At 56.6% G+C, this 16,112-nt stretch carries 17 protein-coding genes and 1 pseudogene; 8 read left to right on the top strand and 10 right to left on the bottom strand.

The window, feature by feature from the left end; genetic code table 11:
* Positions 1–194 precede the first annotated feature (194 nt).
* Positions 195–329 (bottom strand): annotated as a pseudogene (locus ACWISF_RS00320) (IS5-like element ISSoc13 family transposase); the annotation flags it as partial.
* A 325-nt stretch (positions 330–654) separates the two neighbouring features.
* Here ACWISF_RS00320 and ACWISF_RS00315 point away from each other — a divergent pair.
* Positions 655–1,176: a DoxX family protein gene (locus ACWISF_RS00315; RefSeq protein ID WP_448379605.1), complete on the top strand. Its 522-nt coding sequence runs from the start codon at positions 655–657 to the stop codon at positions 1,174–1,176.
* A gap of 92 nt (positions 1,177–1,268) precedes the next feature.
* Complete coding sequence (locus tag ACWISF_RS00310; RefSeq protein ID WP_448379604.1) at positions 1,269–1,637, top strand: response regulator transcription factor; 369 nt, start codon at positions 1,269–1,271, stop codon at positions 1,635–1,637.
* Here ACWISF_RS00310 and ACWISF_RS00305 read toward each other — a convergent pair.
* The 9 genes from ACWISF_RS00305 to ACWISF_RS00265 all read right to left on the bottom strand — a co-directional run bounded on the left by ACWISF_RS00305 (position 1,599) and on the right by ACWISF_RS00265 (position 8,052).
* Positions 1,599–2,240, bottom strand: a complete 642-nt coding sequence (locus tag ACWISF_RS00305; protein ID WP_448379603.1) for a precorrin-8X methylmutase — start codon at positions 2,238–2,240, stop codon at positions 1,599–1,601. The genes ACWISF_RS00310 and ACWISF_RS00305 overlap by 39 nt on opposite strands.
* Positions 2,241–2,253: 13 nt before the next feature.
* Entirely contained in the window at positions 2,254–2,934 is a 681-nt protein-coding gene (locus tag ACWISF_RS00300; protein ID WP_448379602.1) for a CIA30 family protein, read from the bottom strand.
* A 37-nt stretch (positions 2,935–2,971) separates the two neighbouring features.
* Positions 2,972–3,817 carry a diaminopimelate epimerase gene (gene dapF, locus ACWISF_RS00295; protein WP_448379601.1) on the bottom strand — a complete coding sequence of 282 codons (846 nt, stop codon included), beginning with the start codon at positions 3,815–3,817 and terminating at the stop codon, positions 2,972–2,974.
* Entirely contained in the window at positions 3,818–4,654 is an 837-nt protein-coding gene (locus ACWISF_RS00290; RefSeq protein WP_448379600.1) for a PRC-barrel domain-containing protein, read from the bottom strand. It abuts the gene before it with no gap.
* Positions 4,655–4,726: 72 nt separating this feature from the next.
* Positions 4,727–5,263: an RNA recognition motif domain-containing protein gene (locus ACWISF_RS00285; RefSeq protein WP_448379599.1), complete on the bottom strand. Its 537-nt coding sequence runs from the start codon at positions 5,261–5,263 to the stop codon at positions 4,727–4,729.
* A 204-nt stretch (positions 5,264–5,467) separates the two neighbouring features.
* Positions 5,468–6,250, bottom strand: coding sequence for a 3',5'-cyclic-AMP phosphodiesterase (gene cpdA, locus ACWISF_RS00280; protein ID WP_448379598.1), 783 nt, complete (start codon positions 6,248–6,250; stop codon positions 5,468–5,470).
* 9 nt (positions 6,251–6,259) lie between these two features.
* Complete coding sequence (locus ACWISF_RS00275) at positions 6,260–6,484, bottom strand: CP12 domain-containing protein (RefSeq protein ID WP_448379597.1); 225 nt, start codon at positions 6,482–6,484, stop codon at positions 6,260–6,262.
* A 36-nt stretch (positions 6,485–6,520) separates the two neighbouring features.
* Positions 6,521–7,246, bottom strand: a complete 726-nt coding sequence (locus ACWISF_RS00270; protein ID WP_448379596.1) for a phosphorylase family protein — start codon at positions 7,244–7,246, stop codon at positions 6,521–6,523.
* Positions 7,207–8,052: a ferritin-like domain-containing protein gene (locus tag ACWISF_RS00265; RefSeq protein WP_448379595.1), complete on the bottom strand. Its 846-nt coding sequence runs from the start codon at positions 8,050–8,052 to the stop codon at positions 7,207–7,209. The genes ACWISF_RS00270 and ACWISF_RS00265 overlap by 40 nt, the downstream gene beginning before the upstream one ends.
* Positions 8,053–8,173: 121 nt before the next feature.
* Between ACWISF_RS00265 and gatA the strand changes: the two genes are divergently transcribed.
* From gatA to ACWISF_RS00235, 6 genes are all read left to right on the top strand, one after another.
* Positions 8,174–9,643: an Asp-tRNA(Asn)/Glu-tRNA(Gln) amidotransferase subunit GatA gene (gene gatA / locus ACWISF_RS00260; protein ID WP_448379594.1), complete on the top strand. Its 1,470-nt coding sequence runs from the start codon at positions 8,174–8,176 to the stop codon at positions 9,641–9,643.
* A 5-nt stretch (positions 9,644–9,648) separates the two neighbouring features.
* Complete coding sequence (locus ACWISF_RS00255; RefSeq protein ID WP_448379593.1) at positions 9,649–10,164, top strand: hypothetical protein; 516 nt, start codon at positions 9,649–9,651, stop codon at positions 10,162–10,164.
* 987 nt (positions 10,165–11,151) lie between these two features.
* A complete protein-coding gene (gene wecB, locus ACWISF_RS00250; RefSeq protein WP_448379606.1) occupies positions 11,152–12,258 on the top strand; it encodes a non-hydrolyzing UDP-N-acetylglucosamine 2-epimerase in 1,107 nt (368 codons plus the stop codon).
* On the top strand, positions 12,255–13,631 hold the full coding sequence (radA, locus tag ACWISF_RS00245; RefSeq protein ID WP_448379592.1) for a DNA repair protein RadA: 1,377 nt from the start codon (positions 12,255–12,257) through the stop codon (positions 13,629–13,631). The genes wecB and radA overlap by 4 nt, the downstream gene beginning before the upstream one ends.
* 21 nt (positions 13,632–13,652) lie before the next feature.
* Positions 13,653–14,780 (top strand): chorismate synthase, encoded by a 1,128-nt coding sequence (gene aroC, locus ACWISF_RS00240; RefSeq protein WP_448379591.1) that lies wholly within the window; start codon positions 13,653–13,655, stop codon positions 14,778–14,780.
* A 316-nt stretch (positions 14,781–15,096) separates the two neighbouring features.
* Positions 15,097–15,870 (top strand): carbohydrate ABC transporter permease, encoded by a 774-nt coding sequence (locus ACWISF_RS00235; protein ID WP_448379590.1) that lies wholly within the window; start codon positions 15,097–15,099, stop codon positions 15,868–15,870.
* The last annotated feature ends 242 nt before the right edge of the window (positions 15,871–16,112 follow it).

Below are 16,112 nucleotides of genomic sequence, written 5' to 3'. Positions count from 1 at the left end.
TTTAAATCGGGAGAGTATTTCGGTAGATATATCAATTCACACCCAGCGGCTGCCACAACCTTCCGAACGAGTTATAGCTATAGCTAGGTAGGTTAAGGTTGTCGCCTGAAGATTCATGGATACGCCACACTTCCCTATGGGAAACCAATGTGGGGCTGCGCCCAGCAACCCATAGCATGTCAACCTTTGTATGCTTAGCTATATTGAAGCCAGAAGACTGTACAGACAAAGTAGAGAAAACTCAAAAAGCTTCTGGCCAATTTATCAAAAAAATACATGTCGGTACTGCGTTAACTTGGAAAAAAGGATGCAATCAAATGCCTTGCTTTTTCGTTCCCAATATTGACTCTATCTTCTGGCTGTAAAAAAGTCAGTATCTTCTGCCATTTATTTTCATCTCAAACCACCACACTCATCTTTTGTCTTCCATAAATCATCGTTTCTATTTTACATAAGCTCAACACAACCTAATAACTAACAGTATTGGCAACACCATGAAACAAACTATAGCAAACCCAACTTATAGGAACACCAACTGAAAACATCATTCTTGTCAACCACCCCCCAAACCACCCAAGACACACCCCGACTCCGCAAAAATGTGTTACATTGATTAACAGTGCTTAGCAATGATTTTAATTTAGGAGTGCAGGTATGACTGGTTTGGTGGCTCGGCTGTTGCGGTCGGATGGGATGCCTGGGTTGGGGCAGCAAGTGGTTTGGTCGGTGTGGCGCGTGGTGGTGGGGGTGATGATGATCCACAACGGTTTTGACAAGTTGGCGGATATTCCGGGGTTTGCGGAAGCCTATGTGCAGGTGATTGGTTTGCCGTTTCCGATCTTTTTCAGCTATGTGGCGGCAGGCACGGAGATTGTGGGTTCGGTGTTGCTGATTTTGGGCTTGGGGACGCGCTTGGCGGCGATGAGTCTGTTGGCGACGATGGCGGTGGCGATTTACCACCACATCAAGGTAGCTGGGCTTAGCCTGCCCTATCTGGAATTGTCCGGTGTGTATGCGGCCTGCTTCCTGATGTTAACGGTGCAAGGGGCGGGTTGGTTTTCCTGCGACCACCTGCTTGGGCAATGGTTAACCGCTCAGGTGCAATCCCGCCAGATTAAAAACCTGGAACAATCCCTGCAGGCGACGCCTCGCCCCCAGAAGGTGTTGAAGTCCTAGGGACAACGGCGGTGACTGCTCCGGTTGCGGTTCCAAGGTGTAGGATAGAAACAAGGGGCCTGTGTTTGGGGTGATCCTGAATCGAAACGCCTATGGCAACGGTATTGATTGTGGAAGATATGCAACCGGAAGCGGCACTGCTGGCCGGTTATTTGCAGGGGGAGGGTTTTTTGGTCAACCGGGTCGCCAGTGCGGAGGAGGCGCATCAGTATCTGGCTAAACAAAAACCCGATTTGATCGTGCTGGATGTGGTGTTGCCGGGAGAAAGTGGGTTTGAGTTTTGTCGCCAGGTGAAAAAACAACCGGAGACGGCGGACATTCCTATTATTATTTGTTCGAGTAAACAGGGGGATATTGATAAGTTTTGGGGGATGAAACAGGGGGCATCTGCCTACCTCACCAAACCGGTGGACAAGGAAGAATTAGTCCGCACGGCTCGGAGTCTGGTGGGACGGCGCTAAAGCCACGGCCAAATCCACCAGGGCATTACAAATGGCAGCAGCCACGGCAGAACCCCCTTTGCGCCCTTGCACGAGGATTTGGGGGATAGGGGTTTGAGCCAACTGGGCTTTGGCTTCCAAAACATGCACAAACCCCACCGGGGCGGCAATCACCAGCGCTGGGGGGGAGGTCAGACTGGGGTACAGGGCGCAGAGTTTGGCTAAAGCCGTGGGGGCATTGCCAATCACCACCACTGCCCCAGGATATTGGGTGAGGGCCTGGGCCATCCCCAAAGCAGCGCGGGTCTCGCCTGCCGGTTCCAAGGGCGCTAGGTCCAGGGCGTTCACCAGGGGATTGGGTAAATGGGTAGCCAGATGATTTTTCACCCCTTGCGCCACCAACCCCACATCTGTCACCACCGGGGCATTCTGGCGCAGGGCGCGTATCCCCACCGCAATCGCTTGGGGACTAAACCGCAGGAGATACTTGAATTCAAAATCCGCTGTGGCGTGAATCACCCGCCGAATGATGGCGTATTCTGCCGCATTCCACCCCCAGGGATGACCGCCTATTTCCCGGTCAATCATGGCAAAACTGGCGGCTGTAATTGGGTCCAAATCCATAACCGCATCCCCACTACTTTTCCAGTGTCGGGGATGGCTCTTCCCGGTAGGTGCTGATTGTAGAAATTTGTAACCGAAAATCCCCCGGCTGGAAGGTGGGATTGCGCTGCCCATCGTAGGCAAATTTACTCAGCATGATTTGCAGGGAGACCACCTGGCGCAGATTGATAGGGGGGGCGTTGGGCACGGTTTTGGCGCGAAAGACCGGCACCAAGTCGGCAAACGGAATTTTGACCGTGATCCAAGTAGCCGGTTGGGTGTCGAATTGGGCGCTGTAGGCCAGGCTGTCCCAACCGGAACTGTCCCTCAGCAAAAACTTGTACCGCTTGCCATCCCCCCGCACCCGCAGGGCTAGACCGGTGGCCGCAGACAGGTCCAGTGGGGGTTCCAGATTCCGGGTACGAATGGAGGCAAACCCGCCGTTATTTTCCGTCGTCACCGTTCCTTCAAACCGGGCACCCGCCGGGTCCAACACCAACTGGCTGCGGCTCAGCCCCCCCATCACCACGTCATCCAAAGCACCCCAGAGGGCGACCGTCGCCGGTTGCGTCATATCCATCAGCAGTTCTCCCTGGGGCGTCACGGTGGCCGGGGGGGGACTCAGACCCAAAACCCGCTGCACACAGGCGACAACCGGCAACGCCTCAAAATAGGTCACCGTCTGCCAGAACCGCGCAACATCGGGCCAGGGCATGGGGACAGACCAGACTTCTTCTTTATCCATGATAAATTCAATCGGCCAGCAGATCAGCAGCCAACGTGCCCTGAGCCACCGCTGTCACCGGGCCGGTCATGGTGATGGCAAAATCCGGGGCGATCCGAATGGCCAATTCCCCCCCCGGCATCGCGACCGTGACCGCAGCGTCACACAATCCCAACCGATGCACCACCGCCGCCGCCGCACTGCTGCTGCTCCCTGAGGCCAAGGTATAGCCCGCCCCCCGCTCCCAAATCTCCAGCCGCAACCGCTGGGGGGAGACCACCTGCACAAACTGCACATTTGTCCGCTGGGGGAAATAGGGATGGGTTTCCAAAGCCGGGCCGTAGGTCTGCGCCAACGCTGGGGTCGCCTCCGGCACCACAACCACACAGTGGGGATTGCCAATTGTCGCCGCCGAGAAAGTGAAGGTTTGCCCCAGCACCTCGATCGGCTCTTGGAGCACCTCCCGGTCGGGCCCCGTCACCGGGATCAACCGGCTGTGAAACGACACCCGCCCCATATCCACCTGCACCTGCCGTCCCCCCTGCTGCACCTGCGCTTGCACCCGCCCGCCCAGAGTCTGCACGTAAAACGGTTGCGCGCCCACCTTCCCCTCGTCCCAAAGATAGCGGGCAAAAATGCGCAGACCATTGCCGCTTTTTTCCGCCTCCGAGCCGTCCGGGTTAAAAATCCGCAGGCCAAAATCCGCCCCCGGCGCCGGCAAAGGCCCCAGCAAAATCCCATCGCTCCCTAGGCCAAAATGCCGGTGACACAACCGCTGGATCGTACCGGGGTGCAAGGGAAATCCCAAGCGTTGCGGGTCCAGCACCAAATAGTCATTCCCCAGGGCGTGGTATTTCCAAAAGGGCGTCGCCAACTAATTCGACTCCTCCTCGTACTGCCGTTGGGGCAAATTGACCGGCGGTTGGTAGGGTTCCGCTTCTGCCCAGGCATCGGTTTCCAAATCCACCTCCGCCGGTTCCGGTTCCAAAGGCTCCACATAGGCCGTTTCCACCCGGCGGGGGGTCTTGCGGGCAGGCACCTCCGGCGCTGCCCAGTCCTCCTCGGTACGTACCCGCTGGCGTTCGCCACTGCCTAAGCGATTCTCGTAGCTCACGGGCGTCGGCAGATAGTTGGCGTCGTCCTCTCGCTCCCAAGGGGGTTTGCCGATCCCCACCGCCTCCAACCAGCCGCGGGTGAGTTGGTTGAGCCGCTCTTCCGCCCCCTCAAACACAATCAGCTTATTGGCACCGACGCTGACTACTTCCTCCACCGACAATTCATAGGTACTCAGCAACCGGGCCGGAATCCGGGGTACCCCCAGGGAATCAATCACCAGGTGGGAAATCCGCCCATCGGCCACCGCAAATTCAAAATCCCGCACCTTGCCCAAAAATTCCCCCGTTTCCGTCACTACTTCAGTCCCCACCAAACGGGTGTAGGGCGTTAGGTCCAACTCCTCCACCACCTGGTCATCGTCCACCAACACCACATCCCCAATCTGCCGCACCTGCTCCCACCGCAGCGAGTGGCTCGGTTCCCCCGGCAAATAATTACTCACCAGCGAGTCTTTCATATCCAAAGCCACCACCTGCCAAGCGTCCACGTCACACCAAACCTGGCTGACTACTCCCAAACGTCGTCCCCGGTCGCGGGTAATCACTTGGCAATCAATCAGCGCCGAACGAAAACAAACCTGGGTTGTCGCTTTCATATTACGTGCCGGTGAGACAATCCAGCCCAAGGGCTATCCCTCTATCTTAACGGGATTTGCTTTGCCTGTTTTTTAAGAGCCGGTGGTCTGCATCGCCAACCGTTCCTTGAGTTGCCGCAGCGCATCCGCCCAGCGGGGGTCGGGTTCTGCCGCCTCGTAGCTGGCGTTGACTGCGGCACGAACAGGTTGGGCAGCCGCTTTGCGCCGGTTCTGTTGCCGCTGACTGTTGCGGTTGGGGGCATCGCGGCGGGGTTTGGGCACCGGTTCACTCATCCCTGGGGTGTCCGTTGCCACCGCATCCTGAGCCTGGGGAACCTGGGATTCCTTGCCCGCTTTGTCTTTCTCCTTCTCCTTGTCCTTGTTCCGGGGCAGGGCTTTTTCCACCTTCAGGGGTTGCTCCCGAAAAGGCTGCCCGTTGAAGCGGCTAACCAGGCTGTCTGCCTCCGCTTCCGTTTTCACCGTGATAAACCCAAACCCCCGGCATTTGTTGGTTTTGCGGTTGGTAATCAGCTTCAGAGATTGAATGTCCTGCGCCGCCCGGAACAGGGCATCCAACTCCTGTTTGTCCACATCTTCGGGCAAATTGCCCACATAAATCCGCACGGTCATAAAACACCTCCTAAATTCGGCACGCCATTGGGCAAAGGAACAGCATTGCAGGAGCTTCTCAAGGGTGGGTGGTGGGGCAGGATTGAACGAACAAAGTTGTAACAAATCCTGAACCTTGGCCAGTACAGAACCCTAAGGCCGACCGGCACCTTATTTAGATTATCACACCCCAGGCCGCGGTGGAAAAGCCGTGATCCCCGCCTATTAATAACCCACTGCTTGTACATCCATCGCCCATTGGGCCACAACCCGGATGACCCCACTGCGAAAATGTCCCTGGGGGAACAACTCCAGCCAGCGAAATCCGGGATAGGCAGTATCTAAGGTAAACGTGGCGGCGTGCGGGGCAAATTGAATACACGTCGAAGGACTGCTGTAATAGGTCACCCCCCGGCGCTGCCACGTACACTCCTGATGCACATGACCACACACAACCACCTTCACCTGGGGATGGGCATCACAGACTTGCCAAAATTCCTCCGGGTTGGCCAGGCGACTGTCATCCAACCAGGGCGAACCCACCGGAAACAAAGGATGGTGCAGGGCAATCAGGGTCGGTTCCGAAGACTGGTGCAAAATAGACGCCAGCCGCTGCAATTCGGTCGCCGCCAAATGCCCCCCCACCGCCCCCGGCACCGGCGAGTGGAGCAAAATAAACCGCCAGCCCCCCTGCACCCAGGTTTTTTCAGGACGACAACTGCCCTGGCTCAACGCCTGGCTTAGGGTCTCCAGGTGGTCGTGGTTCCCCGCCGTCCAATAAATTGGGCACGTCAAGGGCTGGAGCACCGTCAGGAGGTGCTGGTACGAAGCCGGGGTTTCATCCTGGGACAAATCCCCCGTCAACAGCACCACATCGGGTTGATACCGCTGCACCTCGGCCACCACCGCCTGCAAGGTCAATTGGGTGGGACAGCCGAGTAACGCCTGCTGCGGGTCGGCGAACAGATGGGTATCGGTGATTTGGACGACCCGCAACGGCTGGGACATGACTAGGGCTTAATCGTCGTAAACCCGGCACTCGGCAGCATCCGGGTTGGCATCACAGTACTGTTCCAGGGAGGTTTTGCCTTTGCCCTGTTCCCGCTGGTGCGCCGCCTCCGCTTGCAGTTCTTCCACCACATCCCAGGCGACGGCGCATTCCGGGTCTGCCTCCCCTTTGAGGTCGCAGATGGCGCGGGCAGCCTCCCGTTCGGCTTTGATTTGGGCGTGAATATCGCTCATACAAAAATCCTCATCTTTATCGCTACAGGGTACGTTCTACCTTTGTATCGCAGACACATCCGTAGCCCCTGCTTTTATTGTAGTTTTTTCAGAATTCCCTGTCAGTTGTTGGGCCAGCGCCGTTAACCGGGCCAGTCCTGTGCATGCCCCCTGGATCAAGGCCAGCGCCGCTTTCGGTTGCCGCAACATCGCCCAGACCAAAGGCAGGAGGTGCAATTGCCCGGTCGTCCCATCCACTGCCGCCCCCACATCGGGCAGCACCTGGTCCATCCTGTCGCAGACCACCCGCACCATGCCCAAGCGGGGGAGGTACTGCAACAGGGGGTAGCCTTCCATTTCCACCACCGCCGTCCCCCAAATGCGCCCCAAGGTTTGTTTCGCCTGGGGCTGGGTGACGACTTGGGGCACAGTGACGCTGGTGACCACAGGCAGGCGCAACCGCTGGGTCAACCATTGGGTGATGTCCGGGTCGTAGGCCCGGGTCGTCCCGCTGCCTGCATCGGTCGAACTCTGGCAGATCACCGCATCGCCCACCTGCCATTGGGGGTGTAGCCCTCCGGCTAAACCAAGGAGAACGGCATTTTTTCCCGCTAATTCCCGTTGATGCACCGCCCACCACCGGGACAAGGTTCGCCCACCCAGGGGCAGCGCCAGCACCGGCCAAGCCGGGTCAGCCCCCCGTCGCACCGCCTGGTATTCCGCCCCTTGGGGCGCCAACAGAATCAGGCGGGGGAGATTTGCGTTTGTTTGGGGGGCAACCATTGCAGCACCCGCAGAAGGGTTTGGGACAGGCGCGCCAGTAACCGGGGTTGGAGCAATTCCGGGTCAAAGGCGCGCATGCGGTAGGCATTTTCCGCCACACAGGTCGCCAAAAACTGCCGCAGGGTCAAATCCGGGGCAAACACCAACGCCCCCGCTGCCGTAAAGCCACTCCCTGTGGTGGCCGCCCCGCGAAAAGAACCCACCAAATGGCTCAGGGCTTTGCCGTAATTCCACAGGGTGTTCACCGCCCGGTAGGGCGCCACCCCCCAGCCCCGGCGACTTTGCTCGTAGGCCAGCCAATTCACAAAAAACACAATGTGGCGGGCTTCTTCGTCAATAATCGGGTCAAACAAAGTAAACAGCGCCTCCGGGAAAAACCCCGACCGTTGGGCAATGCGGAAAAAGCCAAAGGCAAAAAACGAATCCAAACACTCGCTAAAGCCAAAATCCACAAACGCCTGCCGCAAATTCCGAGGCGGGGTATAGGGCGGGTCGAGATTGACAGGAATGTCGTACCGTTGCACCAGACCGGCAAGCAACCGCCCATGTCGGGCCTCTTCCGTCGCCTGCAGGGCCACCGCTTGGCGAATCAGCGGGTCATCGATTTCCTCAGCAAACGCCTGTGCCATCATCCCTGCCCGTTTTTCCGTGGCCAAGGCCTCCTGCCAAAAGGGAATCCCCCGCAAAAAGTCCAGAGTTTTCCCATCCAACTCCGGCCAAGGGAAGCTATCTGGGTCGTAGGTTCGGTGCGTTTCTAACAAACTGCGACAGAACAAATCCCGATGGGCAGGACTTCCCAACCGCATGGCGTTTCTCCCGGCACACAAAAGACCCCTCCCACCTTACCAAATCCCACGCCCCCACGAAACTCCCCCCAGGGCCGCTGCCGGGTGTGGTAAAGTCGTACCGAGGCAGTCGGATGTGTCCATGTCCCTGATTCAACACCTGCAACAGCAACTGCGCCGGGGCGAAACCACCAGCGTCAAGTTGGTCGAACAGTACCTGGACCGGATTCGCCAGCGGGAACCCCAGGTGCGTGGCTATCTCACGGTGACGGCAGAACAGGCCCTTGCCCAAGCCCAGGCCCTAGATGCCCGGCGGGCTCAGGGGGAAGACCTGGGATGGTTGATGGGAATTCCCATCGCCCTGAAGGACAATCTCTGCACCCAAGGCATCCCGACCACCTGTGCCTCCCGCATCCTCGAGCATTATCGGCCTCCCTACAACGCCACCGTGGTCGAGCGGTTGACCCAAGCGGGGGCGGTGGTCTTGGGCAAAACCAACCTGGATGAATTTGCCATGGGCAGTTCCACCGAACATTCCGCCTTCCAAATCACCGCCAATCCTTGGGATACGCAGCGGGTGCCGGGGGGTTCCTCCGGGGGGTCGGGGGCAGTGGTGGCAGCGCAGGAATGTGTGGCGGCGTTGGGTTCGGACACAGGTGGCTCGATCCGGCTCCCGGCGTCTTTTTGCGGGGTTGTCGGGGTCAAACCCACCTATGGCCGGGTATCTCGCTACGGCTTGGTGGCCTATGCCTCTTCGCTCGATCAAATTGGCCCTTTAGCGCCTACGGTGGCGGATGCGGCGATTGTCTTGGGTGTGATTGCCGGGCATGACCCCAAAGACAGCACCAGTATTGATACGCCCGTGCCGGATTATTTAGAAGCGTTGGGGCACCTACCGGCGACCCAACCCTTGGCGGGATTGCGCTTGGGGGTGATCCAGGAAACCCTAGGGGAGGGCTTGGACCCGGAGGTGGCGCAGGCGTTTGACCAGGCGGTGCAGCAATTAGAACGATTGGGCGCCCAAGTCATTCCCATCTCCTGTCCCACCTTTGCCGCTGGCTTGGCCGCCTACTACATCCTGGCGCCGGCGGAGGCTTCGGCGAATTTAGCGCGTTACGATGGGGTGCGCTATGGGTTGCGGGTCGCGGCGGATGACCTGGTGAGCATGTACGGCAAAACGCGGGCGCAAGGCTTTGGCCGCGAGGTAAAACGGCGGATCATGCTGGGCACCTACGCCCTTTCCCAAGGGTACTACGACGCCTATTACCTGCACGCCCAGAAGGTGCGGACGTTGATCCGGCGGGATTTTGACCAGGCGTTTACCCAGGTGCAGGCGCTGTTGTCACCTACGGCTCCGGTCCCTGCCTTTCCCATTGGCAGCAAAGACAACGACCCCCTGAGTATGTATCTCACGGATTTGATGACCATTCCTGTCAATTTGGCGGGTTTGCCTGCCTTGAGTGTGCCCTGTGGGTTCACCGCCGCTGGTTTACCGATTGGGTTGCAGGTGATCGGTCCGGTACTGCAAGAAGCGCTGATTTTGCAAATTGCCCATGCCTACGAGCAAAGTACCCCCTGGCACAAGCAGGTGCCCCCCCTAGTGCGGGATTGACGGGCATGGAACGGAGCTGGTCGTTGGCACTGGCAGGAGGTCTGGTCGCCCTGGGCATGGTGGGTTTACTGCTGTGGCGGGGACGGCAAACCTGGCGCGAACAGGGGGCGACGGTGCCTGCCTCAGCCCCGTCACCGCGGCAACCTGCTGGGGGTGGGGGGGTACGGGTGGCAATCTCAACGGCGGGGCCGACCAACCAAGAGCAGGAAGCCATGGCCCTGATCAAAAGTTTGTACCAAGCCCTCTCAGAAAAGGATTGGGATCACGCCCGACTCGCCTACACACCGGCGATGCAAAACCAATTTGACCCCGCTTTTTTTGCCCAGTTTGTGCGGGTAACGGTGCAGGATTTGCGAGTGATCAAAAGCAGTGCCGGGCAGTGGCGCTTGATCGGAAAAAACACTTATTTTTATCCCAACGGAGACACCCAGGAAGAAGAACGCAGTTACACGATTATTTGGCAGAATGGGCAACCGTTGATCAGCGATTCCCAATTTCTACGGGTCACCAAACCCCGTTGAAGGGAGCGATCAGAAAAACCAGCAGCATGGCTATCTCTAGCCGGCGTTGCTGATGAGCGATATGCCATTTGGGTCGAGAACCGATGGCCCAGAATTGACACTCCCACCATCTAAAGACGGGAGATTCCTAGGCAGTCCCCAAACGGACGCGCAAAGGCGCTGTCAAGACGCCCCCACACAGTTCCTTGAGGTTCTGCTTACTTTAGGGAAGCGAGAACACCCCCAAGCTACGCACTGGTCGGGTTTTTCACCGTAGTAGGTGCAAGGCCTACGGCCCGCTAAAGCGAATGCCTGGGAACGCTAAACTTTATCATCTCTTAGACCAATGACCTCCGGCCCTTGCGCAAAGGGAAAGCAAGTTGCTTTTGGGCTTTTCCGCCCCGCAGTACGGGGCTACCAAGCTATTCCTCTGTGTTGAATCTTAAATTTTTAGGGTTCGTGCTAAAAGATGCATCTGACCTCATGATACAGAGCATGGTCATTTTGGCGCTTAATTCTCATTTAATTCTCATTTACAGTAGTTTCAAATAAGTTTGCAACATTTGCCTTTGCCCGCAAACCCTGTCCTAGAAGGGAATACAGTGATGACCAGTGCCTCAAAGTGTTGAATTTCCCTGTGAAATGACCATATCACAAAAATGTTCTCATGAAGCATTTTGCCTGGCCCAAATTTATGAACTTCTGTTGCCGAGTTCAATCCTCCTAATGGCTTCTCCAAAATCGTCGGAGTTTCCCCTATTCTTTGGCCGGTCCCCTAGCCATCCTGCGCGATGAAAACATAGCAATTCTGCCGAACCAAGCCCAGGGACAGTACTCCCACCATCCCTATGATTTTCATTTAAGAACGTCATAGCCTATTGCTATTCTCGTGCCAATCTATGGGCCATATCCCTACGCCAAAATGCCACCGAAACATGGCCGCAAGACGACACGCTGATTCGGGGAGTGATAACATAAATTTGGTGTTGATGTTGAGGTCTCTCGCCCATTTCCCTACCCCTGGCCATTGTCCTGGGTACGCGCCCGGAAGCCATTAAACTTGCCCCGGTGATTCAAACCCTGCGGACCAACCCCCGTTGGCAGGTCACGGTGATCACAACGGGACAACACCGGGAAATGGTCGCCCAGATTTTGGGTTGGTTTAATATACGTTGTGATTACGATTTGGCAATTATGCAGCCGGGGCAAACCCTGGAGCAAATTACCTGCCGGACGTTGGAACGGTTGTCCCCCCTCCTCAAAACCCTTCAACCCCGGATGGTGTTGGTCCAAGGGGATACAACGACCGCCTTTGCCGCGGCCCTGGCCGGTTTCTATCAAAAAATTCCTATCGGTCACGTGGAAGCGGGGTTGCGCACGGATGACCTGTTTCGCCCTTACCCAGAAGAGGCCAACCGCCGTTTGATTTCCCAAATTGCCCAGTTGCATTTTGCCCCCACCCCCCTGGCGGTGCAGTACCTGGAGCAATCGCGGGTGACTGGACAGATTCATCACACTGGCAATACGGTGATTGATGCTCTGTTGCAGGTGGCGGCGCAACAGCCTGATTGCCCGATTCCCGGTTTGGATTGGCAAAAGTACCGGGTACTGCTGGCGACGGTGCATCGGCGGGAACATTGGGGGGAACCCCTGGCCCGCATTGCTCAGGCATTTTTGGCGATTCTGGCGCAGGTGCCGGATACCGCCCTAGTGCTGCCACTGCATCCCAATCCGCAGGTCCAAGCGGTGCTCAAACCCGCCCTGGCCAACCATCCCCGCATTTTTTTGACCCCACCGCTGGACTACCCGCAACTGGTGGCGGCCCTGCAAAAGTGTTACCTGGTGCTCACCGACTCCGGCGGCATTCAGGAGGAAGCTCCGGCGTTGGGCAAACCGGTTTTGGTCCTGCGGGATACTACCGAACGCCCGGAGGCCATTGCAGCAGGGACGGCAGTTTTGGTGGGAACCGATACTGATAAAATCATTACCAAAGCCGTCGAATTGCTCCAGGAACCCCAGCAGTACGCCCGCATGGCCAATGCCGTCAATCCCTTCGGGGATGGAAAAGCATCCCAACGTATTGATAAAATTATTACAGAGTACTTGCATCCATGACCAAAAGCCGCAGTCGTTATGTGTGTCGGGAATGCGGGGCAGAATACGGCCAGTATTTCGGCCAGTGTCGCAACTGTGGGGCGTGGAATAGTTTGGATGAGGTGGCGGTCATCGCGGAGCGGGGGCGGAAAGGGCGCAGTGGGGGGGGCGGGCCATCGCGGCAGGCGTTGCCTTTGGCCCAGGTGAGCGACCAGGATTGGCAGCGGTTGTCCACGGGGGCGGGGGAGTTTGACCGGGTGTTGGGTGGGGGGATTGTGCCCGGTTCGCTGGTGTTGGTGGCCGGGGATGCGGGGATCGGCAAGTCAACATTGTTATTACAAACGCTGGCGAATTTGGCAGCCCAGATGCCGGTTTTATACGTCTGTGCAGAAGAGTCGGCGCAACAGGTGAAATTGCGGGCCAAGCGGTTGACCCCAGGAGCGCATTGGGAGCGGCTGTACCTCTTGGCGGAAACCCAGTTGGAGGCGATTCTGGCGGAGTTGGACCGTCTGCGTCCCCCGGTGGCGGTGATTGACAGTATTCAGGCCCTGATGGATACGGCGTTGACTTCGGCGCCGGGTTCGGTGGCCCAGGTGCGCGAATGTACGGCGGCCCTGATGCGGGTGGCCAAGCAAAATCACACGGCGTTATTTATCGTTGGGCACATCACCAAAGAGGGGGCCATTGCCGGGCCAAAAGTGTTGGAGCATTTGGTGGATACGGTGGTGTATTTTGAAGGGGATGCGTTTGCCAATTTTCGCTTGTTGCGGGCGGGGAAAAATCGTTTTGGTCCCAGTTATGAATTGGGCATTTTTGAAATGACCCAACAGGGCCTCAAAGAAGTGACCAATCCCTCGGTTTTATTTCTTAGTCATCGGGAATCACCGGCGCCTGGGGTGGCGACCATTGTCGCCTGCGAAGCCAGCCGTCCGCTCCTGGTAGAAATTCAGGCCTTGGTCAGCCCCACCAGCTATGGCACGCCCCGGCGGGTGGCCACGGGCATTGATTACCATCGGTTGGTGCAAATTCTGGCGGTATTAGAAAAACATCTGGGCGTTCCCTTAGCCAAATTTGATGTGTATGTGGCTTCGGCAGGGGGGCTGGGGGTGTCAGAACCGGCGGCAGATTTGGGCATTGCTTTGGCGGTGATGGCCAGTTTTCGCAATTGTTTGGTAAAACCCCAAACGGTGTTGATCGGGGAACTGGGTTTGAGTGGGCAAATTCGGCCGGTGCAACAGTTGGAAACCCGGCTGAAAGAAGCGGTGAAATTGGGCTTTCAGCGGGCGATTATTCCTATGAGTCAGGGGGAGGTCATTTCTGGGTTGGAATTGATCCCGGTGCCACGGATTTTGGCGGCAATTTTGGCGGCACTGCCAGCGGCGGAAGGGGGTTAGGATTCTGGCACAATTGAAACTATGGGGAATACGTTTGGGCATTTGTTTCGGGTCACGACCTTTGGGGAGTCGCACGGAGGGGCCGTGGGGGTGGTCGTTGATGGCTGTCCGCCCCGTTTGCCTTTGGATGTGGCAGAGATTCAAGCGGAACTCGACCGGCGTCGTCCGGGGCAGAGCAAAATTACCACGCCCCGTCAGGAACGCGACCAGTGTGAAATTCTTTCTGGGGTGTTCGAGGGGCAGACCTTGGGCACGCCGATTTTGATCCTGGTGAAAAATCAGGATGCCCGCAGCCAGGACTACCAGGAAATGGCGACTACGTTTCGCCCTTCCCATGCCGACGCCACTTACCAGGCCAAATACGGCATCCGCAACTGGCAAGGGGGGGGACGGGCTTCTGCCAGGGAAACCATTGGCCGGGTGGCTGCCGGGGCCATTGCCAAAAAAATCCTACGACAGGTGGCGGGGACGGAAATTTTGGCCTATGTGGAGCGGGTCAAGGATTTGCAGGCCCGCGTTGACCCCGAACGGGTGACCCTGGCCGAGATTGAGAGCAATATCCTGCGCTGTCCTGACCCGGAAATGGCCGCCCAAGCCATTGACCTGATTGACGCCTACCGCAAGGAGGGCAATTCTGTGGGGGGAGTGGTGGGTTGCGTCGCGCGCTCCGTGCCGGTGGGGTTGGGGGCGCCGGTGTTTGACAAGTTGGAAGCGGATTTAGCCAAGGCGGTGATGTCGCTGCCTGCCAGCAAGGGGTTTGAAATCGGCTCCGGGTTTGCCGGAACGACCTTGACCGGGCGGGAGCACAACGACGAATTTTACCGGGACGAGCAGGGGCGGATTCGCACCCGCACCAACCGCTCCGGGGGCATCCAGGGGGGCATCAGCAACGGGGAAACGATTTATTTGCGGGTGGCGTTCAAACCTACGGCGACAATTCTCCAACCCCAGGCGACGGTCACCCAGGATGGGGAGGAGGTGGTCCTGACACCGCGAGGCCGCCATGACCCTTGCGTGTTACCCCGCGCCGTACCGATGGTGGAAGCAATGGTTGCCCTGGTTTTGTGCGACCACCTGCTGCGCCACCACGCCCAGTGCCGTCTGTGGGAGTCAGGTGCTTTTGCAACGTACCACAGTGGCTCTATCTGAACTCCGATAGCAGTTACATATTTTTTATGAAAATTTATGAAAAAAATTAAACGATCACCGGAACACGTTGCGGGGTTAGGTTAAAGTAAACTCTGCACTGCCGCAAGGGAGTAGTATCTTTGTCAGGCTGGCGCAGAATTAGCGTTGCTGTTATTGCCGATTAGAGAATGTTGCATTGGCTACTACATCAGAAAAATCTTATCTTTTCGCAGAGTTTGGAAAATTACATGAGAGTTCCCTACCCTTGTATGCAATTGCGAACCCCACCCTTAACGCATACGCTCCAATCCCATTTCGTCTTCATGGTGTCCGGCCTATGTCCATTCGTTCCCTTTTTCTGACGGGCGTATTGGTGCTAGGAGCAGTTGTATTGCTCTGGCCAGGGGTGGTCGTGGTACAAACCTCTCTCACACCGGCTTGGCACTGGCAAAACTACGTCCTGGCCTGGCAACAGGCGCAACTCTTACCGGCTTTATTCATCTCCTTAACAGTGGCAATTGGAGTCGTGCTAACCCAGGGATTGACATCCGTGCTAGCGGGTTATGCCTTAGCACGTGCAGAATTTACCGGTAAGAAATTAATTTTATCTTTAATCATTGCCAGTATTGTTGTGCCTTTACCTGTACTAGTTATTCCCATATTTCTAGTATTGAAAACGGGTCATTTACTAAACACTTTGGGAGCCTTAATTTTGCCCAGCAGTGCCAATGGGTTTAGTATTTTTTTATTGCGTCAGTATTTTCTCACAATCCCTGTAGAATTGGAGACTCAAGCTCTTTTAGATGGGGCAAAACCCTGGCAAATTCTCTGGGAAATTATCCTGCCCTTGTCCCGACCAGCTTTGGTTACAGTAGGATTATTGGCCTTTATTGGCGAGTGGAATGATCTGTTCAAGCCTCTGGTGTTCACGACCCGACCAGAACTGCGAACTGTACAACTGGCTCTGGCAAGTTTACAGGAACAATTTACTAGTGATTGGGGAGTTTTAATGGCAGCAACTGTCTTGGCAACTTTGCCGATTGTTGGGTTATTTTTCCTGGGACAAAAGGCTTTGATCCGAGGCATTGCCACCAGTGGACTAAAAAGCTAAAAACGCCTTGTGGGAGTGATTTAGACCGATAGTGTTCCACTCTGCAACAAAAGTTTTTAAGCGTGAGTTAGGCAAAATGATTGATGAGAAATTTTTTGTTATATAGTCGTTTCACAGGAAAATGCAACACTTTGAGGCACTGGTCATCACTGTATCCCCTTCCAGGACAGGGTTTGCAGGTAAAGGCGAATGTCGCAAACTTGTTTGAAATGACTATAAATAAGAATTCGGCTTCTCAATGA

The sequence above is a fragment of the Gloeomargarita sp. genome, assembly GCF_053491055.1.
Note: the sequence above shows the minus strand (reverse complement) of the source record. Positions and strands in the feature narration are given on the sequence as shown.